This is a genomic window from Bradyrhizobium sp. Leo114 (assembly GCF_055229415.2).
This window is the reverse complement of sequence record NZ_JBUYEN020000044.1, coordinates 40558-59586: the sequence shown is the minus strand read 5'-3', so window position 1 is coordinate 59586 and position 19029 is coordinate 40558. Positions and strand designations below refer to the sequence as shown.

The 19029-nt window shown below is 63.2% G+C and carries 21 protein-coding genes and 1 tRNA gene; 15 read left to right on the top strand and 7 right to left on the bottom strand.

Annotated elements, in window-relative coordinates; translation table 11 throughout:
* Positions 1-186 (top strand): hypothetical protein (locus tag ACZIRK_RS35775; RefSeq protein WP_474419082.1); only part of this gene is annotated, 186 nt, incomplete at its 5' end.
* 18 nt (positions 187-204) lie between these two features.
* Here ACZIRK_RS35775 and ACZIRK_RS35770 read toward each other — a convergent pair.
* Complete coding sequence (locus ACZIRK_RS35770) at positions 205-837, bottom strand: TetR/AcrR family transcriptional regulator (RefSeq protein WP_130229095.1); 633 nt, start codon at positions 835-837, stop codon at positions 205-207.
* Between the two features lie 93 nt (positions 838-930).
* On the opposite strand from ACZIRK_RS35770, the gene ACZIRK_RS35765 reads away from it, so the two are divergent.
* From ACZIRK_RS35765 to ACZIRK_RS35755, 3 genes are all read left to right on the top strand, one after another.
* Entirely contained in the window at positions 931-1596 is a 666-nt protein-coding gene (locus ACZIRK_RS35765) for an O-methyltransferase (RefSeq protein WP_130229096.1), read from the top strand.
* Between the two features lie 255 nt (positions 1597-1851).
* Positions 1852-2280, top strand: coding sequence for a hypothetical protein (locus tag ACZIRK_RS35760; protein WP_130229097.1), 429 nt, complete (start codon positions 1852-1854; stop codon positions 2278-2280).
* Positions 2281-2668: 388 nt separating this feature from the next.
* Entirely contained in the window at positions 2669-3199 is a 531-nt protein-coding gene (locus tag ACZIRK_RS35755) for a dihydrofolate reductase family protein (RefSeq protein WP_130229106.1), read from the top strand.
* A 24-nt stretch (positions 3200-3223) separates the two neighbouring features.
* Here ACZIRK_RS35755 and ACZIRK_RS35750 read toward each other — a convergent pair whose 3' ends face one another.
* The 4 genes from ACZIRK_RS35750 to ACZIRK_RS35735 all read right to left on the bottom strand — a co-directional run bounded on the left by ACZIRK_RS35750 (position 3224) and on the right by ACZIRK_RS35735 (position 7555).
* Positions 3224-3379 (bottom strand): hypothetical protein, encoded by a 156-nt coding sequence (locus tag ACZIRK_RS35750; protein ID WP_165435492.1) that lies wholly within the window; start codon positions 3377-3379, stop codon positions 3224-3226.
* Between the two features lie 22 nt (positions 3380-3401).
* A complete protein-coding gene (locus tag ACZIRK_RS35745; protein WP_130229107.1) occupies positions 3402-4367 on the bottom strand; it encodes a DUF1186 domain-containing protein in 966 nt (321 codons plus the stop codon).
* Between the two features lie 99 nt (positions 4368-4466).
* Positions 4467-4560, bottom strand: a tRNA-Ser gene (locus tag ACZIRK_RS35740).
* 829 nt (positions 4561-5389) lie between these two features.
* The gene (locus ACZIRK_RS35735; protein ID WP_474419083.1) at positions 5390-7555 is read right to left on the bottom strand and encodes a lytic transglycosylase domain-containing protein; all 2166 of its coding nucleotides are present in this window, start codon (positions 7553-7555) and stop codon (positions 5390-5392) included.
* A 317-nt stretch (positions 7556-7872) separates the two neighbouring features.
* On the opposite strand from ACZIRK_RS35735, the gene dapA reads away from it, so the two are divergent.
* The 4 genes from dapA to ACZIRK_RS35715 all read left to right on the top strand — a co-directional run bounded on the left by dapA (position 7873) and on the right by ACZIRK_RS35715 (position 10414).
* Complete coding sequence (gene dapA / locus ACZIRK_RS35730; protein WP_130229098.1) at positions 7873-8763, top strand: 4-hydroxy-tetrahydrodipicolinate synthase; 891 nt, start codon at positions 7873-7875, stop codon at positions 8761-8763.
* A 60-nt stretch (positions 8764-8823) separates the two neighbouring features.
* Complete coding sequence (gene mscL, locus ACZIRK_RS35725; RefSeq protein WP_028166662.1) at positions 8824-9237, top strand: large conductance mechanosensitive channel protein MscL; 414 nt, start codon at positions 8824-8826, stop codon at positions 9235-9237.
* A 1-nt stretch (position 9238) separates the two neighbouring features.
* Entirely contained in the window at positions 9239-9712 is a 474-nt protein-coding gene (gene smpB / locus ACZIRK_RS35720; protein WP_028166661.1) for an SsrA-binding protein SmpB, read from the top strand.
* A gap of 120 nt (positions 9713-9832) precedes the next feature.
* Entirely contained in the window at positions 9833-10414 is a 582-nt protein-coding gene (locus ACZIRK_RS35715) for a peroxiredoxin (protein WP_130229099.1), read from the top strand.
* On the opposite strand, the gene ACZIRK_RS35710 is transcribed toward ACZIRK_RS35715, so the two are convergent.
* Together ACZIRK_RS35710 and ACZIRK_RS35705 are read right to left on the bottom strand one after the other, a co-directional pair.
* The gene (locus ACZIRK_RS35710) at positions 10411-11073 is read right to left on the bottom strand and encodes a uracil-DNA glycosylase (protein ID WP_130229100.1); all 663 of its coding nucleotides are present in this window, start codon (positions 11071-11073) and stop codon (positions 10411-10413) included. The two genes, ACZIRK_RS35715 and ACZIRK_RS35710, sit on opposite strands and share 4 nt — an antisense overlap.
* Positions 11051-11692, bottom strand: a complete 642-nt coding sequence (locus ACZIRK_RS35705) for a LabA-like NYN domain-containing protein (RefSeq protein WP_028166658.1) — start codon at positions 11690-11692, stop codon at positions 11051-11053. Before ACZIRK_RS35705 ends, ACZIRK_RS35710 begins: the two co-directional genes overlap by 23 nt.
* 352 nt (positions 11693-12044) lie before the next feature.
* On the opposite strand from ACZIRK_RS35705, the gene rpoZ reads away from it, so the two are divergent.
* From rpoZ to era, 7 genes are all read left to right on the top strand, one after another.
* Positions 12045-12437 carry a DNA-directed RNA polymerase subunit omega gene (rpoZ, locus tag ACZIRK_RS35700; RefSeq protein ID WP_027583153.1) on the top strand — a complete coding sequence of 131 codons (393 nt, stop codon included), beginning with the start codon at positions 12045-12047 and terminating at the stop codon, positions 12435-12437.
* A 215-nt stretch (positions 12438-12652) separates the two neighbouring features.
* Positions 12653-14938: a RelA/SpoT family protein gene (locus ACZIRK_RS35695; protein ID WP_474419081.1), complete on the top strand. Its 2286-nt coding sequence runs from the start codon at positions 12653-12655 to the stop codon at positions 14936-14938.
* A gap of 107 nt (positions 14939-15045) precedes the next feature.
* Positions 15046-15816 (top strand): pyridoxine 5'-phosphate synthase, encoded by a 771-nt coding sequence (locus tag ACZIRK_RS35690; protein WP_130229102.1) that lies wholly within the window; start codon positions 15046-15048, stop codon positions 15814-15816.
* On the top strand, positions 15813-16232 hold the full coding sequence (acpS, locus tag ACZIRK_RS35685) for a holo-ACP synthase (RefSeq protein ID WP_028166655.1): 420 nt from the start codon (positions 15813-15815) through the stop codon (positions 16230-16232). Before ACZIRK_RS35690 ends, acpS begins: the two co-directional genes overlap by 4 nt.
* Positions 16233-16518: 286 nt before the next feature.
* Positions 16519-17277, top strand: a complete 759-nt coding sequence (lepB, locus tag ACZIRK_RS35680; protein WP_028166654.1) for a signal peptidase I — start codon at positions 16519-16521, stop codon at positions 17275-17277.
* On the top strand, positions 17274-18098 hold the full coding sequence (rnc, locus tag ACZIRK_RS35675; protein WP_028166653.1) for a ribonuclease III: 825 nt from the start codon (positions 17274-17276) through the stop codon (positions 18096-18098). Before lepB ends, rnc begins: the two co-directional genes overlap by 4 nt.
* On the top strand, positions 18088-19017 hold the full coding sequence (gene era / locus ACZIRK_RS35670) for a GTPase Era (protein ID WP_130229103.1): 930 nt from the start codon (positions 18088-18090) through the stop codon (positions 19015-19017). The genes rnc and era overlap by 11 nt, the downstream gene beginning before the upstream one ends.
* Positions 19018-19029: the final 12 nt, after the last annotated feature.

Here is a 19029-nt window from a genome sequence, read left to right as displayed (position 1 = left end):
GCTTCCTCAAATCCAAAGAGTAAGGCTTGCCCATCCATGCCGGCCTCCAGCCCAGCCAGCATGGTGAATCAGAAACCGCCTGATTTGGGAATCCCAAATCGATTCAAGCTAACTTCATTCCGCTTTAAGGCGGTGGAAGCGCCGCCGCGATCATCCTTGGCCGCGGCGCTGATCGATCCGTCGTGACCGGCTCTGCCGCCGATCTCAGGCGTGCCCGAGATCCTTAAGGTAGGCGCAGAACATATCGGCCATGGCGTCGCCATAGGCATCGATCTCTGCGGACGAGCGAGGGGTCTCCGAGAACTGCCTGCCCACCTCGGTTAGCGTCGTCATGATCAACTCGCCGGCCAATGCGCGAGTTGCCTCTGATGCCTCGGGCAACGCCTTCCGCATGAAGGCCTGAACAATGCGCTCTCCCGACGCCATCGCTTCGTGTGCTTCGGGCGCATCGCGATAGAGTGGGGCGGCGTCATTGAGCGCCACACGCATCGCGGCTTCATCACACTCCGAGCGGAGGAAGGCGTGGACCAGGGTGCGCAGCCGTTCGCGCGGCGGTCTCTGGTCGTCTTCAAGGATTCCGCGCAGCAGGTCGCTCGTCTGCCGCCACTCGTCGCTCTGAAGTCGGAAGAGGATCGCCGCCTTGTTCGGGAAATACTGATAGAGCGACCCGATACTAACTCCGGCCTTCTCGGCGACGCGCGCCGTGGTGAAGCGCTGCGCGCCTTCCTTAGCCAAAACCTGAACAGCAGCATCCAAAATCGCGGCGACGAGCTCCGCCGAGCGCACCTGCTTGGGCTGTTTTCGTGAGGAAATTCGAGTACTTCGCCGATCGGTCATGGAGTGGCCTGGCAATGCGAATAGGAAATGCGACGAATTAGTCGTATTTCTGGTTCAGCGCAAGGACGCGCTCATTTCACACCGGAGACCTGCATGACCACACTGTCCACCACCCCGCTTGCGCCGTTGCTGGATCGCTTGTTCGAAGAGGCTGATGCGGCTTCGCCCGCGGCCAATTCTGCAGTGGGCGATCTCTCAGGCGAGGAACATTCGCGTCTGATGCGAAGCAAGACCGAATACCGCGATTTCTACGGCCGTCTGAAGGATCTTCCGCTCGCCGTCTCGCGAGAAACCGGCGCGTTGCTCTACATGCTGGCGCGAGGCTGCGGCGCGCGAACGATCGTCGAGTTCGGGACCTCGTTCGGCATCTCGACCCTGCACCTTGCCGCAGCCCTGCGCGACAATGGCGGTGGCCGCCTGATCACCAGCGAGTTCGAGCCGTCCAAGGTGGCGCGGGCCCGCGACAATCTGACCGCCGGCGGTCTCATCGACCTCGTGGAGATCCGTGAAGGAGACGCCCTGCAGACGCTGAGCGTCGATCTCCCTGATACGATCGACCTGCTGCTGCTCGACGGCGCCAAGGGCCTCTATCCCACGATACTGAGCCTGGTGGAAAGTCGCCTCAGGCCCGGTGCCTTCATTGTCGCCGACAACGCCGACTACAGCCCCGACTATTTGGCGCATGTGCGCTCGCCCGCGAACGGCTACATGTCGACGCCATTCGGCGGGGACGTCGAGCTTTCGATGCGGATCGGCTGAACGGTGTTTGGGACAATGGCGTGGATCGGGGATCGCGGGACGATCTCCGGCCGGCCAGCATAGGAGCGATCTTGCTGTGTCACCGCAGCCGCGCTTCGCGATCCATGCAAAGGTATTCAACCACTTTTGTGTGGACCGAGGCGCTGGTCGCGGCGAGCTTGAACCGGATGACGTGATGTAGTGCTTTACCCAAGCTAGCTATTTCATTTCGTAGCCGACGAGGCGGGCTTGTGAGGGCCTCGGGGGAAGCCAACGATGACCAAGCAATGGGAATATCAGGTCCGGATCAATCTCGGGGACGAGCTTGCCGGCGTGGCGCGGCGCGATCCCGACAATCCGGCAATCAAGCCGCTTGCGGATATCCTCGCCAAACATCATGCGACGATGAAGTGTCAGTTCGATATCTTCGCCGACTATGTGGCCGAAGCTGAGAAGCGGGGTACCGAAAACTATCCGCTTTACGCATGGACGAAAGCGACGATCGAGGATCCTGAAAAGCAGGCAAAATACGTCAAGTTGTTCGCGCTCTACGTTGACGGCAATGAAGTCTATGCCAAGCCGCTCGCTGACGCGCTGGAATCGGACTTGCAGCGCCTGGTCAGCGGCAAGCTGATCACGCGCCTTTCCAAGCTCGATAGCAATCCGGCGAACTACCCGCAGCCGCCGGAACAATATCGGACGTAAAAGACGCGGCGAGCCGTCACGAGACATGTTCATGATTGCGAGGCGCTCAGAAGATCAGCAAGCGCCTGCCGGGTGGAGACGTTCGCCGCCTTCTTGAGCGCGGGCAACAGTTCTTCCGGCTCGGGTCTGCGCCGCTTCATCGTGCCAGACGACGCGACGCGGCTTGGAATTTGAAAGGCGCGAACTGCGCGATGATTTCAGGCGCTGGAAATCTGGTTACGTCTGCCATAGAGCTGCGGGCGCGGATTGCTCTATCCTGACCGTGCACTGTGCAGCCGCCAGTGTTGGGCATCTGGTTATTCGTCAAACCGACAACGCGGGCCAACTTCACTTTCTGCATCACTCTATTCATACTATCGTGAAGACCTTGGGATGGAGATTTGGCAGCATGGCAAAGATCGTCTTCGGAATGAACCTGTCCTTGGACGGTTATGTCGATCACCAGGAATTTGCGCCAAGTCCCGCACTCTTTCGTCACTGGATAGAGCACGTGCGCGACCTGACCGGCAGTGTGTACGGTCGCCGCATGTACGAGGTTATGCGTTATTGGGACGAAGACCGTCCTGAGTGGAATGCGGAGCATCACGAGTTCGCGGCGGCGTGGCGGCGCCAACCGAAGTGGGTCGTGTCGCGCTCGTTGAAGTCAGTCGGCCCCAACGCCACACTTGTTGAGGATAACATCGAGGCGGTGATACGTGGCCTGAAGGCTCGGCTTGTTGGAGAGATTACAGTTTCCGGCCCAGACCTGGCACAAAGCCTAACCGACCTTGGTCTTATCGATGAGTATCGACTCTACTTCCACCCCGTCGTGCTTGGTCGCGGCAAGCCATTCTTCGCCGGTCCCCGACCGCCGCTCCGCCTTGTTTCCACCGATCTTGTTGGCGAGGACACGGTTAGGTTGACATACGTTCCTGCTTAGTCGGCAGACGGACTGCACGACGCGTCAGGTCCGGCCCTCGGTCCGCACGGCATTGGCGTGGAGGTCGTTGGCAATCACGCGGATGTCGTGCGCCACCAGAACGGGGTCGAAGGGCTCGACTGAAAATCCCTGATCCGCGAAGTTCAGCCCTACATCGTAGACGATCCCGCGATACCTCACGACCTACCCGTTCGTTCAACGTCTAGTCTTTGCGGGCCAGGCAGCATTTCTTGGCCTTCTTGCCGCTGCCGCAAGGGCAGGGGTCGTTGCGCCCGACATTCCGCATAGGATTTTTGACCGGCTCCATCGGCATCCAGTCGCGGACGTCGAGCGGCTCGCCGGTGAAGGGATTCTCGTCATCCCAGGATTCGTCGTGATCCCCGCAGTCGGTCAACTCCAGAGCTGCGAGGGTGTCCTCGATCAGACCAAGCCGACGTTCCGTGAAGCGCTCGATATCGTCAGGCCGCTGCTCGGCTTGACGCAAATCCTCATCGAAATTCTCTCTGCTGTACGAGAAATCCGGAACAAGGCCTGCCTTCCAGGCACCCTCGGCTAGTGGTTCGAGCTCGCGCAAGCCGAGCAGTGCGATAGACTCCAACCAGCCGGCCCAGGCCTCGTTGTCCGGTTCGGCGAGCCGGCCCTCGAAGAACCGCACCAGGAAGCCTCGCGTCTGGTCGCGCTTGATCTGGCCATTCCAGGTGAGGAATGTCGCTGCACCGAACAAGGCATCACGGACGTACTGCTCTACGGAAGCGTCGGCGATGACGCCAAAGAGCGCGTCGGCATCGCCGTCGAAAGCGCCGGCAGCAATCCGCGACAAGTCCTCGGTGACGACATCGCCAAGCAGGTCGTCCACTTCACTCTCTGGCCGGCGCAACAGGCGCAGCAGCGGCTGGAAGGCTTGAGTCTGCTGCCCGCCGCCGAGAAGATAGATTCCGCGGACCAGTAACATCTCGTCTTTTTCCGTCAGCGGTTCTGCGCGCGCCGCACGCTCGAGCACGTCGAGCAAGGCGGGCGCGGATTCCTCTATCCTGACCGCGCACTGGGCAACCGCCAAGTCTGGCAGGCGTCGCTCGGTCGCGAGCAGGAAAAGCTGATCCTCAATCGGACCGATGTCGACCTCGCCGGAGCCGTCGCTCAGAATTGCTTCGAGTTCTTCCTTGCGCATGTGACGTTCCCTGGAAACGATGGTGCAGGATCGTCGTTACGCGGGACAGGGGACGATGAGGCCAACGGTAACGCGACCGAAATGGCTGCCGGAGGCAGCTGGCGGAGACGGAGGGATTCGAACCCTCGATAGGCCTTTACAAGCCTATAACGGTTTAGCAAACCGCCGCCTTCAGCCACTCGGCCACGTCTCCGGCAGCGCCGATATGCACGACGCGCGGGCGAGCCGCAAGCGGCAGATTGAGGGGACACCGGACTGTGCGTCGGCGTTGGCGCCCCGAGGCCCGATTACGCTGTGGATAACATCTGACGTTTAACACGCGACTCGATCGGACAGTATCGATCTTGAAAGCGGGGTTTCGCAATAATTATAGTTATTTCAATGAGTTATAGTAAGGGCGGCTTGCCAAGGGATGGGGCAGGCCGTCACGGCCGGCCTTCGCGGCGCTGAATCCTAACGTTACCGGTGTCGAGGGATAACGCGGACTGTCAGGCGGTTGAAAGCCCCAGGGTTCCCTGTTCCGGCAATTTTGCCTCGGCGCCTATGGCTTGCAGCCCGGCTCAGACGATCTCGCCCTTCTTCGTCCTCACAAATGGCGCTCCGAACCAGCAACACGCCGGGGAGTTCAAATCAGGACGAAAAGAGGGGGCAATGCTCGATAGGGATCGACAAGCCGAACTGAAAGGCGGCGCCCAGCGAAGAAGGGAATGCCAGATGGGCCGCTTTCTCGCGATTTTGGTTTTTGGCCTGGCCATGCCGACGGAGGTGTGGGCGAAGTGCGAGTGTCAGTGCGTCAACGGGCGGATGCAGCCGATCTGCACAAATCCCGGCGAACTTCTTCCGCCAAATTGTCCAATGACGGCATGCCCGATGACGGGGCCAACGGTCGTGCCGATCCAACCTCCGCAACCGCCGCCGCCCGGGACTTCCGCGTGTTCGCAACAGCAGGGACGCCGCGTCTGTCGTTAAGCGCGCTGCGCGGGACCGCCAACCTGTCCCGCCATTCGCCACTCGCTATTCGCCTATTCGACGCTGGCGCCGCGGTGGAGGTCGGCTTCGATCTGCAGCCGCGTGCCGCCGCCGAACCGGGCGCGATAGACCTGCAGGTTCTCCATGATCCGTTGCACATAGTTGCGCGTCTCGGAGAATGGAATCAGTTCGACCCAGTCGACCGCGTCGACCTTGGGATCGCGCGGGTCACCGTAGCGATCGATCCATTTCCTCACGCTGCCGCGGCCGGCATTGTAGGCCGCGAAGGTGAGGATGTAGGAGCCGCGATAGTCCTCGAGCAACCCACCGAGCTCGGCGGCGCCAAGCGCGGCGTTGTAGACCGAGTCGGTCTTCATCCGGTTCAGATCGAACGCGACGCCGGCGCGCTTGCAGACGTAGCGCCCCGCATCCGGCGTGACTTGCATCAGGCCATAGGCCTGCGCCGGCGAAACCACGGCCGGATTGAATGCGCTCTCCTGTCGCGCGATCGCATAGACGACGCTTCGCTCGACTTCGGGTCCGATCGACCTGAAGGACGGAATTCCGTTGATGGGATAGGCGTAGAAATCGAACGGCAGACCACGGTTGAGCGCGGCCTTGCCCATCAACAGCATCCCGCGGGCGTCGCTATAGCGCGCCGTCAGCTCGCCGAGCCCGACCAGCGCGTCGGGGTCGCCGTTTTCACCCATGTCGGCGAGCAGGGGAACCGCGAACTCGCCCGCATCGACCTCATAGAGCAATTGCGCCGCGCGCACGATTTCCAATCGCTCGACGCCGCGGCCGCGTGCGCCCGGGACGCCGTTCAGCTCGATCTGCGGCAAGCCAAGCTTGGCCCGCGCGAGCTGGCCGTAATAGCTGGTCGACTGCTCGGCCGCGCGTAGATAGGCCGCGCGCGCCTCCTGGTTGCGACCGGCGGCCTCGGCGGCGCGGCCTTGCCAATAGCCGGCACGCGCCAGCGCGGTTGGATTGACGCTGCCAACGCCGATGCGGGCAAAGTGCTGCGCGGCGAGCCCGGGATCTCTGAGGAAGCGCAGCGCGATCCAGCCGGCGGTGAACTCCTGCTCGGTCTTGTAGATGTCGCGGGCGGGTAGCGCTGCATCGCGCGCGATCAGATAGGCGCTGCGGTTCTCGCCGACGTCGATCATCTTGCGCGCCAAGAGGCGTCGCTCGATCCACCATTCGTCGACATTGAACAGCCTCGCCGGATCCTTGGGCGCGCTCAACATCACCTGCGCCGCTTCCGCGAATTTCTCCTCGCGACGGAGCAACTGGATTCGGGCGAAGAGATAACCGGTATCGCCGTGCAGTTCGCGCGGCACCGCCTCCAGCAGCGCCCGCAGGTTGGATGCTTTCTTGTTGGCGGCGATCCGTGCCTTGGCGAGCGCGAGATAGCCCGAACCCAGCCGCTTGGCCGCCCGCAGGCCAGCAGCCTCCTGCTCGGTGCCATAGAGCATGGTGTCCATGCGCGCCTTGTGATCACCGGCGGTGAGCAGAGGGCCGAACATGTCCAGCGCGGTGGTCTCGGTGTCCTCGCTCATGGGATCGCTGCGCCAGGCTTCGCGCACCAGCCGCTCGGCATTGGCGCGGTCGCCGCGGGCGAGCATCGCCTTGGCCAGCGCGAGCCGGCCCTTGGCGGACAAGGGCGACTCGTTTTCGAACCACGCCCAGACTGCTGCATCTTCGCGGCGGTCGTCCCACAGCGCGGCCTCGAGGCGGCGGCGCAGGAAGGTCTGCGAGGGCCAGCTCGGATTGGCCGAGATGAAGGCGCGGTAGCGCTCGACCGAGGCGCCGTTGTTTTCGCTGCGCAGGATCAGCCACTCGGCGAGCTTTCGGGCGACGGGATCGGAGATCGTCGCCGCGACCTCGGTCGCATCGCCGGACTTCTGCTTGCGGACGAGCTCGATGACATTCTCGAGCGCGTCCTTGTCGCTCTGGGAGGTCGATGAGGTCGCGGCCACGGCGGCCGGCACCGTCGGCTTGATCCGGGCCGGCGCCGCATGCTGGCGCGTGGCTGGCGCCAGATGGGGCGGGGGCGGAGCAGGCGTGTTGGACGATGTAGCTTTGGGAGGGGCGGTATTCTTGGCGGCGGCGGCGGTCGCGGGCGCGGTGGTGGCAGGCGTGGTTTTCGGAACCACGCTGCGCGCGATCGGCCGTGGTTTCGGCAAGGGAACATTTGGACCGGCCGCGGCTTCTGCCATCGCGGCCAAGGCGAACGCCAGCACCAGCGATGTTGCCAAGGCGGTCGATCGCAATGCGGCTGCGCGGGGGGAAGGGGTCACGGCTTTCCTCTGCGGCGGCGAATCATCTGATCGCTGAGGCCTTAGCTGTATTTGATTGAATATGTAGACAAATTGCTAAAAGTGTCGCGGGAAGCGAATATTTGCGCCATGACAGCGGCAAAATCGCGGCTCGCAATGGGAGGGGGACTGCGGCCCTTTCGCCTCGCCGCCGGACCCGATATGAATCGGCCTTTCTGACCCGCGCGCCGCAACCCTTAAGTGTTTGGAGGAAGTCCATGGCAGCCAAGACAAAATTTCGCGGCTCGTTCACCGCTTTGGTGACGCCATTCAAGAACGGTTCCGTGGACGAGGCGGCCTTTCGTGGCCTCGTGAACTGGCAGATCGGCGAGGGCACCAACGGCCTGGTTCCGGTCGGAACCACGGGCGAGAGCCCGACGCTCAGCCATGACGAGCACAAGCGCGTGGTCGAATGGTGTGTGCAGGAGGCCAAGGGCAGGGTGCCGGTGATCGCGGGCGCCGGTTCCAATTCGACCAAGGAGGCAATCGAGCTGTCGGAGCACGCCGAGCAGGCCGGCGCCGACGCCGTATTGGTCGTCACCCCCTATTACAACAAGCCGACCCAGGAAGGGCTCTACCAGCACTTCAAGGCGATTAACGATGCGATTGGAATACCGATCATTATCTACAATATCCCGCCACGCTCGGTGATCGACATGTCGGTCGATACGATGACGCGCCTGTGGGAATTAAAGAACATTGCCGGCGTCAAAGACGCCACCGCGAGCATGGTGCGGGTGTCGCAGCAGCGGGCGGCGATGGGCGAGGATTTCAACCAGCTCTCGGGCGAAGACGCGACCGTGCTCGGCTACATGGCCCATGGCGGCCATGGTTGCATCTCCGTGACCTCAAATGTGGCGCCGCGGCTGTGCGCCGAGTTCCACGCCGCCTGGCAGAAGGGCGACGTCGCGACCGCACTGAAGCTGCACGACAAGTTGATGCCGCTGCACACCAACCTGTTCATCGAGAGCAATCCCGGGCCGGTGAAATACGCGATGTCGTTGCTCGGCAAGCTGGAGGAGCGGCTGCGGCTGCCGATGGTGCCGGTGTCGGAATCCACGCGCGTGGCGGTGCGCAGCGCCATGGTGCACGCCGGCCTCATCAACTAAAGCCGGACGGGTTGCGCCAATGACTGGTCCGGTTGGCCAGGCGAGGAGAAGGGGCTTCGCATGCTGAAGGAGTTCCAAGAGTTCGCAATGAAGGGCAATGTCGTCGACCTTGCGGTCGGCGTCATCATCGGCGCGGCCTTCGGCGCCATCGTGAACTCCCTGGTCGGCGACGTCATCATGCCGATCATCGGCGCCATCACCGGCGGGCTCGACTTCTCAAACTACTTCACGCCGTTGGCGAAGTCGGTCACTGCCAACAATCTCGCTGACGCCAAGAAGCAAGGTGCCGTATTGGCTTGGGGCAGTTTCCTGACGCTGACCCTGAATTTCCTGATCGTCGCCTTCGTGCTGTTCATCGTGATCCGGCTCATGAACCAGTTGAAGCGCAAGCAGGAAACGGCGCCAGCGCCGCCGAAATTGACCCGTCAGGAAGAACTGCTCACCGAAATTCGCGATCTCCTCAAGAAATCCTGACGTGGCCGAGAAAAACGAACGTCCGATCAAAGTCGTCGCCGAGAACCGCAAGGCGCGCTTCAACTATGCGATCGAGGACACCATCGAGGCGGGCATTGCATTGACCGGCACCGAGGTGAAGTCGATCCGCGGCGGCAAGAGCACGATCGCGGAGTCCTATGCGGATTCCAAGAACGGCGAGATATGGCTGATCAACGCCAATATCCCGGAATACCTGCAGGCCAACCGCTTCAATCACGAGCCGAAGCGCCCGCGCAAATTGCTGCTTCACAAGAAGCAGATCAGCAAGTTGATGGGCGCGGTCGACCGCGAGGGCATGACGCTGATCCCGCTCAAGCTCTATTTCAACGAGCGCGGTCGCGCCAAGCTGTTGCTCGCGGTCGCCAAGGGCAAGAAGCTGCACGACAAGCGCGAGAGCGAAAAGAAGCGTGACTGGGGCCGCGAGAAGGGCCGCCTGCTGCGCGCGCGGGGCTAACGCTTCCATGTCCATCCGTCATTGCGAGCGAAGCGAAGCAATCCATAGCGCCGCAAGCGGAAGGATGGATTGCTTCGTCGCTTTCGCTCCTCGCAATGACGGCGGATGGAGAATAGCCCAATGAACCAGAAGAACCTGCTCGAAGTCGACTGGAGCAAGATCCCCGCGCCGACCGATGATGGTGACGCCGCGCATCTGAAGGGCATGGCGATCCCGCCGGTCAGCCTGGTGGCGACCGACGATACGTCAGTGTCGCTGTCTTCGCTGAAGGGGCGCACCGTGGTGTTCGCCTATCCGCGCACCGGCGAGCCCGGCAAGATCGCGCTGGTCGACGACTGGGACATGATCCCGGGCGCGCGCGGCTGCACGCCACAGACCTGCGCCTTCCGCGACCTGTTCGCCGAGCTCAAGGCCGCCGGCGCTGCCCACGTGTTCGGCCTGTCGACGCAGAGCAACGAATACCAGACGGAAATGGCGTCACGCCTGCATCTGCCGTTTCCGGTGCTCTCGGACGAGACGCTCGAGTTGACGCACGCGCTCAGACTGCCGACCATGGAGGTGGCGGGGCTGACGCTGATCAAGCGGCTGGCGCTGATCATCGACGACGGGCGTATCACCCACGTCTTCTATCCGGTGTTCCCGCCCGACCGGAACGCCGGCGACGTCCTTGAATGGCTGCGGGAAAATCCGGTAACGGGCTAGCCCAGATCCTTCCGCACCTGCGCAAAGACATCGCGGAACATCTTCGGCGTGAGCACGCCAGTATTCGTGTTGTAGCGCGAGCAATGATAGCTGTCGTAGAGGCGGATGTTGCCGGCCTCGTGCACGGCGGCATGCGTAAAGGGCGCGGCGGCATTGCGCAGGCCGAGCGCCTTCACCGTCGATTCATGCGCGATGCGGCCGAGCAGGACGATGGCGCGCAGTCTTGGCATGGTCGCGATGGTCGCTGCCAGGAACTTTCGGCAAGTGTTGATCTCGATCGGCAACGGCTTGTTCTGTGGCGGCACGCAGCGCACGGCGTTGCTGATCCGGCAATCGACCAGCCGCAAGCCGTCGTCCGGCCGCGCCTCGTAGACGCCCTTGGCAAAGCCGAACTCCAGCAGCGTCGCGTAGAGCAGGTCACCCGCATAGTCGCCGGTGAAGGGGCGCCCGGTGCGGTTGGCTCCCTGCAGCCCGGGTGCCAGCCCGACGATCAGCAGCCGCGCCTCGGCATCGCCGAAGGATGCCACCGGCGAATTGAACCAACCCGGCTGCTTGGCACGCGCCTCGGCGCGAAACTCGGCGAGCCGCGGACAGAGCGGGCAGTTGCGGTCGGGTTCGGTGGAGGCGGGAAGGAGGCTAGTCGTCGAAATCGTCGTCATCGGCCCGGGGCGCCGTGGTCGTGGCGCGCTGCAGGAATTGCGGCGCGTGGTGGCGAGACTCGCCGCGCTCGCGCGGGGCCGGGCGCTCGGACGGGTCGCGGCCGAGCTTGGATTGCAGTTCCACCAGGTCGGTGAAGACGTCGGCCTGGCGGCGGAGTTCGTCGGCAATCATCGGCGGCTGGCTTGCGATGGTCGAGACTACGGTTACCCGGACGCCGCGCCGCTGCACCGCCTCGACAAGCGAGCGGAAATCGCCGTCGCCGGAGAACAGCACCATCTGGTCGATATGTTCGGCGAGTTCCATCGCATCGACCGCGAGCTCGATGTCCATGTTGCCCTTCACCTTGCGGCGACCGCTGGCGTCGATGAACTCCTTGGTGGCCTTGGTGACGACGGTGTAGCCGTTGTAGTCGAGCCAGTCGATCAGCGGCCGGATGGACGAATACTCCTGATCCTCGATGATCGCCGTGTAGTAGAATGCGCGGAGCAGGGTGCCGCGGCTCTGGAATTCCTTCAGGAGGCGCTTGTAGTCGATGTCGAACCCGAGCGTCTTGGCGGTTGCATACAGATTGGCTCCATCGATAAAGAGCGCGATCTTGTTGGAAACGGGTGACGACATCAAAGTTTCTCGCCTTTTGTTAGCTTCTCGGCGCAGCGGCGACGAGCCGCGCACCTTAATTCTGCGTTGCAGCCTAAAGTCCGGTGAATCTTCCCCCAACGACAGTCACCATCGCAATTATGGTGAGGCGAGGGCGAAATACCTACACTTTTGACGATGCAATGAAGTGAGTTACTTGTCCACAACGGCGTCCCGCCGCGTTACGGACGCTCCGGCCTTCTGGCCCCGTCACGGGTTAGCAGAGGTTTGGGCGAAGGCAAATCACAAATTTAATGTTGCGAAACCCCGCCTCGCCCTATAACTAACGCACAATAATCAGCAAATTCTGTCCCACTTAACGGAGCGACAGCATATGGCGCGCGTCACCGTCGAAGATTGCATTGATAAGGTCGACAACCGGTTCGATCTGGTCCTGTTGGCTGCCCATCGCGCTCGGATGATTTCCTCGGGATCACAACTCACGGTTGATCGAGACAACGACAAGAACCCGGTGGTATCGCTCCGCGAGATCGCCGACCAGACCATTTCCCCGGAGGACCTGCGCGAGGAACTGGTGCACTCGCTGCAGAAGTTCGTCGAGGTCGACGAGCCGGAGCCCGACACCGTGCCGCTGATCGGTTCGGCTGGCGCCAGCGTCGATGCCGATGATACCGAAGTGGCGATGGAGCGGATGACCGAGGAAGAGCTGCTGAAGGGCCTCGAGGGCCTCGCGCCGCCGGAGGAGCAGCCCGAAGAGGACGAATAGGTCCTCGCTGCGGTCACCCAACAGGGTTGAATTGGCTGAAGGCCTGGGCACTGCCCGGGCCTTTGCTTTTGTTGACATTCTGGTCGCGAGATGCGTCCCTGAAGCCTTGACGGAAATTGAACGATTTTCGGCTCGAACAGGCTAAAGCTTGGTTCGAAATCGCACTAGATTAGAGCCGCAAGCTCAGTCGGCTCGATAGTTGAGGCAGCAATTCCATGGCGTATTGGCGCCGCACACCCCGCCAGATGCAGGCTGCGACCGACGCGGTCGCGGTGGCGCCTGACTCCGCGGTGGTGCAGAAGCCGCTCAAGCCGCGCGCCCGCATGATGCGGCAGTACGACCTGGTCGAGCGCGTCCGCTCCTACAATCCCGATACCAACGAAGACCTTTTGAACCGCGCCTATGTCTACGCCATGAAGGCGCATGGCACCCAGACCCGGGCGTCGGGCGATCCCTATTTCTCGCACCCGCTCGAAGTGGCGGCGATCCTGACCGGCCTCAAGCTCGACGACGCCACCATCGTCGCGGCGCTGCTGCACGACACCATCGAGGATACCGAGGCGACGCGGGCCGAGATCGACCAGGTGTTCGGCCACGAGATCGGCGCGCTGGTGGAGGGGCTGACCAAGTTGAAGCGGCTCGAGCTCGTCTCGCGCGAGGCCAAGCAGGCGGAGAACCTGCGCAAGCTCCTGCTCGCGATCGCCGACGACGTCCGCGTGCTCTTGATCAAGCTCGCCGACCGCCTGCACAACATGCGCACGCTGGAGTTCGTGCCGCCGGCCTCACGCCGCCGCATCGCCGAGGAGACGCTGGATATCTACGCGCCGCTCGCCGGCCGCATGGGTATGCAGGAGATGCGAGAGGAACTCGAGGACCTCTCGTTCCACGTGCTCGATCCGGAAGCTTATGCGGTGGTCAAGCATCGGCTGGATGCGCTCGCCGAGCGTAACCGCAATCTGATCGGCGAGATCGAAAGCCAGCTTTCGAAGAACCTGCAGAAGAACGGCCTCAGCGCACGCGTCTACGGCCGGCGCAAGCAGCCGTTTTCGATCTGGACCAAGATGGAGCGCAAGTCGGTCGGCTTCGAGCAATTGTCCGATATCTACGGCTTTCGGATCGTGCTTGCCGACGTCGAGGCCTGCTACCGCGCGCTCGGCGTCGTGCACACGACCTGGCCGGTCGTGCCCGGGCGTTTCAAGGACTACATCTCGACGCCCAAGCAGAACGACTACCGTTCGATTCACACCACCGTGATCGGTCCCGGCAAGCAACGCGTCGAGTTGCAGATCCGCACCGAGGAGATGAACCAGATCGCCGAGTTCGGCATCGCGGCGCATGCGTTCTACAAGGATGGCACGGGTTCGCCGACCGAGCGGCTGAAGCACGAGTCCAACGCCTTTGCCTGGCTGCGTCACACCATCGGCATTCTCTCCGAGAGCGCCAATCCGGAAGAGTTCCTGGAGCACACCAAGCTGGAGCTGTTTCACGATCAGGTGTTCTGCTTCACGCCGAAGGGCAAGCTGATCGCGTTGCCGCGCAACGCCAATGTGATCGACTTCGCCTATGCCGTTCACACCGATGTTGGCAACAGCGCGGTCGGCTGCAAGATCAACGGCAAGTTTGCGCCGCTGTCCTCCGAGCTGCAGAACGGCGACGAAGTGGAGGTCCTGACCTCGAAGGCGCAGTCGGCGCCGCCGTCGGCCTGGGAAGCGCTCGCGGTCACTGGCAAGGCGCGCGCCGCGATCCGGCGCGCCACCCGCGCCGCGGTGCGCGACCAATATGCCGGGCTGGGCCGCCGCATCATCGACCGCCTGTTCGCCCGCGCCAAGATCGAATACGCCGACGACAAGCTGAAAGGCGCATTGCCGCGGCTGGCGCGCACCTCGATCGAGGACGTCCTGGTTTCCGTCGGCCGTGGCGAACTGAAAGCCTCCGACGTCGCGCGGGCGATGTATCCGGACTACAAGGAAGAGCGGCTGGTGCGCTACGGCACCAAGAAGGCGCTTGCCGCCAAGGCGCAGACGCCGCCGCATCCGGCCCGCGCAGCTTCGGTGATCCCGGTGCGCGGCATCAATTCCGAATTGCCGGTCAAGTTTGCGCCGAACGGCGGCGCGGTGCCGGGCGACCGCATCGTCGGCATCGTGACGCCGGGCGAGGGAATCACGATCTATCCGATCCAGTCACCGGCGCTGAAGGATTTCGAGGACGAGCCCGAGCGCTGGCTCGATGTGCGCTGGGACATCGACGAGACCATGCCGCAGCGTTTCCCGGCGCGGATCCTGGTCCACAACGTCAACGAGCCCGGCAGCCTCGCGCAGATAGCGACCGTGATCGCTGAGCATGACGGCAACATCGACAACATCCACATGTCGCGGCGCTCGCCTGACTTCACCGAGCTGACCATCGACCTCGAGGTCTATGACCTCAAGCATTTGAGCGCTATTCTCGCCCAGTTGCGCGCGAAGGCCGTGGTCGCACGGGTCGAGCGCGTCAATGGGTAGGTCATCGTCATTGCCGGGCTTGACCCGGCAATCCATCTTTTCAAGAAGATGGATGCGCGGGTTGAGCCCGCGCATGACAGTCTAGGTTTCTGGCAGCGAGTTACATCATGCCTGTTCCGCCGCTCCGCCTTGGGGTCAATGTCGATCACGTCGCGACGCTGCGCAATGCGCGCGGCGGGGCGCGGCCCGATCCGGTACGCGCGGCGCTCTTGGCCATCGAGGCCGGCGCCGACGGGATCACCGCACATTTGCGCGAGGACCGTCGCCACATCCGCGACGAGGACATGGCACGGCTGAAGGCGCAGATATCAAAGCCCCTGAATTTCGAGATGGCGGCGACCGACGACATGCTGCGCATTTCACTCGCCACCAAGCCGCATGCCGTGTGCCTGGTGCCGGAACGACGGCAGGAGCTTACCACCGAGGGCGGGCTGGACGTCGTCGGCCAGCACAATGCCCTGGCCCCGTTCATCGCGCGGCTCAGCGACGCCGGCATCCGGGTGTCGCTGTTCATCGCCGCCGACCCGAGGCAGATCGAGATGGCGGCGAAGTTGAAGGCACCGGTGATCGAGATCCACACCGGAGGCTGGTGCGATGCTGTCGTGGACGGTCATCGTGAAAAAGCGGAAGCCGAATGGCGGCGCATTGTCGAAGGCGCCAAGCTGGCGCAGGCGGCCGGGCTTGAGGTCCATGCCGGCCACGGGCTCGACTATGACACCGCCGAGACGATTTCGGCGCTGCCCGAGATCAGGGAACTCAATATCGGCTACTTCATGATCGGCGAGGCGATCCTGGTCGGCTTGAAGGAGACCGTCCGCGCCATGCGCGCGGCGATGGACCGCGGCCGCAAGGCGATCGAGGGTGCGGGCGCGGCATGATCCTTGGCATCGGCTCCGACCTGATCGACATCACCCGGATCGCCAAGGTGATCGAGCGCCATGGCGATCGTTTCCTCGATCGCATCTTCACCGACGTCGAGCGCGCCAAGGCGCTACGCCGCGCCAACAGCGAGAAGATGGTGGTCGCGACCTATGCCAAGCGTTTCGCCGCCAAGGAGGCCTGTGCCAAGGCGCTCGGCACCGGGATCATGCGCGGCGTCTGGTGGCGCGATATGGGCGTGGTGAACCTGCCCGGAGGGCGTCCGACCATGCGGTTGACCGGCGGGGCACTGGAGCGGCTCAGGCAAATCACCCCTGATGGCCTCGAGGCGCAGATCGATCTTTCGATCACCGACGACTGGCCGCTCGCACAGGCCTTCGTCATAATTTCGGCGGTCGCGCCGGCCAAACCTTGAGGTCGGTGGACGGTGCGGCGCTCCGGAATCGGGTAAAACTAAAAAATCATTGATTTTTCAATTGATTATGAAGTTTTAACGCGGCGCTTGATTGCGCGCCCCGTAACAACCGTCTAAAACGCCGCAGGGTAAACCGAGCCAGGGCAAATTCGGGTTCGCGCCGGGACTTGCTCTCTACACCAGACGTAGGAACCATCTTCGTGACGCGAGCGCGGAAAACGCGATTCGCGTGAGGAGCGCGTTCTGCCACCGCGCAGTTAAGGCAGTTGCGGGAATTGGGAAAGCGATGAGCGTGACCACAGGGACGAAATCCGAAAGCGGCCTAGGCGAGACAGTCCGGGTCGTCATCCATGCGCTGATCATCGCGCTCGTGATCCGTACCTTCCTCTTCCAGCCCTTCAACATCCCGTCCGGCTCGATGAAGGCGACGCTGCTGGTCGGCGACTACCTGTTCGTGTCGAAATATTCCTACGGCTACAGCCACTACTCGATCCCGCTTTCGCCGCCCTTGTTTTCCGGCCGCATCTTCGGCTCGGAGCCCAACCGTGGCGACATCGTCGTCTTCCGCCTGCCGAAGGATGATTCGACCGATTACATCAAGCGCGTGATCGGGCTGCCCGGCGACCGCATCCAGATGAAGGAGGGGCTGCTCTACATCAACGACGCCCCCGTCAAGCGCGAGCGGCTCAGCGATTTCATCGGCGAGGACCCCTGCGGATCTGACGCGACCGCACGCGTCAAGCGCTGGAAGGAGACGCTGCCCAACGGCGTCAGCTATGAGACGCTGGATTGCGTCGACAATGGCTTCTACGACAACACCAATGTCTACACCGTGCCGGCCGGCCACTTCTTCATGATGGGAGACAATCGCGACAATTCGACCGACAGCCGCGTGCTGTCGGCGGTGGGTTACGTGCCGTTCGAGAACCTCGTTGGCCGCGCGCAGATGATCTTCTTCTCGATCGGCGAGGGCGAGCACGCCTGGATGTTCTGGCGTTGGCCGACCGCGGTGCGCTGGAATCGCCTATTCACCATTGTGCGATGAAAGACGATACGCCTGTCATTCAGAGTCTTCCGACTGCCGGCGAGCCGAGCGAGCAGCCCGACGCGGTCGGCACCGCTGCGCCGAAGAAGAAGCGCAGCAAGGCCAGCAAGGCGGCCGCCGAGAAGGAGGCGGTTGCTGCAACCGAGGCGCGCATCGGCTACAAGTTCTCGGATCCGGCGCTATTGATGACGGCGTTCACGCATGTCTCCGCGCTGAAGCCGGCCACCCGCCACCGCGCCGACAGCTACCAGCGGCTTGAGTTCCTTGGCGACCATGTGCTCGGATTGATCATCTCCGACATGCTCTATCGCGCCCATCCGCGCGCGGACGAGGGTGAATTGTCGAAGCGTCTCGCCGATCTCGTGCGCAAGGAAAGCTGCGCCGACGTCGCCGAGCAACTCGGTCTGCTCGACGACATCAAGCTCGGCATGGTCAAGGCGGTCGAGGGGGCGCGGTTGCGCAAATCCGTGCTGGGCGACGTCTGCGAGGCCGTGATCGGCGCGATCTTCCTCGACGGCGGCTACGAGGCCGCCGCGAAATTCGTCGAGCGGAACTGGATCGACCGGATGCGCAAGCTCCGCCGGCCGCTGCGCGATCCCAAGACCATGCTGCAGGAATGGGCGCAGAGCAGGGGCCTGCCGACGCCCGTCTACCGCGAGGTCGAACGCACCGGGCCGCATCACGATCCGCAATTCCGCGTTGCCGTCGACCTGCCGGGCCTGGCGCCGGCGGAAGGCGTCGGCCCGAACAAGCGCGCGGCGGAGAAGGCGGCGGCGTCCGCAATGATCGCCCGCGAAGGTGCCGGCAGCCATGACGGCTGAGTCGAGGGCGGAGGCCGATCCGGCCGGGACACGTTGCGGCTTCGTCGCCCTGATCGGGGCGCCGAACGTCGGCAAGTCGACGCTTGTCAACGCGCTGGTCGGCTCGAAGGTCACCATCGTCTCGCGCAAGGTGCAGACGACGCGTGCGCTGATCCGCGGCATCGTGATCGAGGGCAATGCGCAGATTATCCTGGTCGACACGCCCGGCATCTTTGCGCCGCGGCGGCGGCTGGACCGGGCCATGGTGTCGACTGCCTGGAGCGGGGCGCATGACGCCGACCTCGTCTGCGTGCTGCTTGACGCCAAGTCGGGCATCGATGCGGAAGCCGAGGCGATCTTCGCCAAGCTCGATAGCGTGGCCCATCCGAAGATCCTGGTGCTGAACAAGATCGATCTGGTGCCGCGCGAAAAGCTGCTGGCGCTGGCGAAGGCCGCCAATGACCGCCTGCGGTTCGAGAACACTTTCATGATCTCGGCGTTGTCAGGCGACGGTGTCGACGATCTGCGCAGGGCGCTGGCAGGCATGGTGGCCGCCGGGCCGTTCCTCTATCCCGAGGACCAGATGTCGGACGCGCCGATGCGGCACCTGGCGGCGGAGATCACGCGGGAGAAGATCTATCAGAAGCTCCACCAGGAGCTGCCGTACCAATCGACGGTCGAGACCGATAGCTGGACCGAGCGCAACGACAAGTCGATCCGCATCGAGCAGACAATCTTTGTCGAGCGCGAGAGCCAGCGCAAGATCGTGCTCGGCAAGGGCGGCGCCACGATCAAGTCGATCGGCGCGGAGGCGCGGAAGGAGATCGCCGAGATCATGGGCGTCCCCGTGCACCTGTTCCTGTTCGTGAAGGTGCGCGAGAATTGGGGCGACGATCCCGACCGCTACCGGGAAATGGGACTGGAGTTTCCCAAGGAATGATCGGGCTCTTCC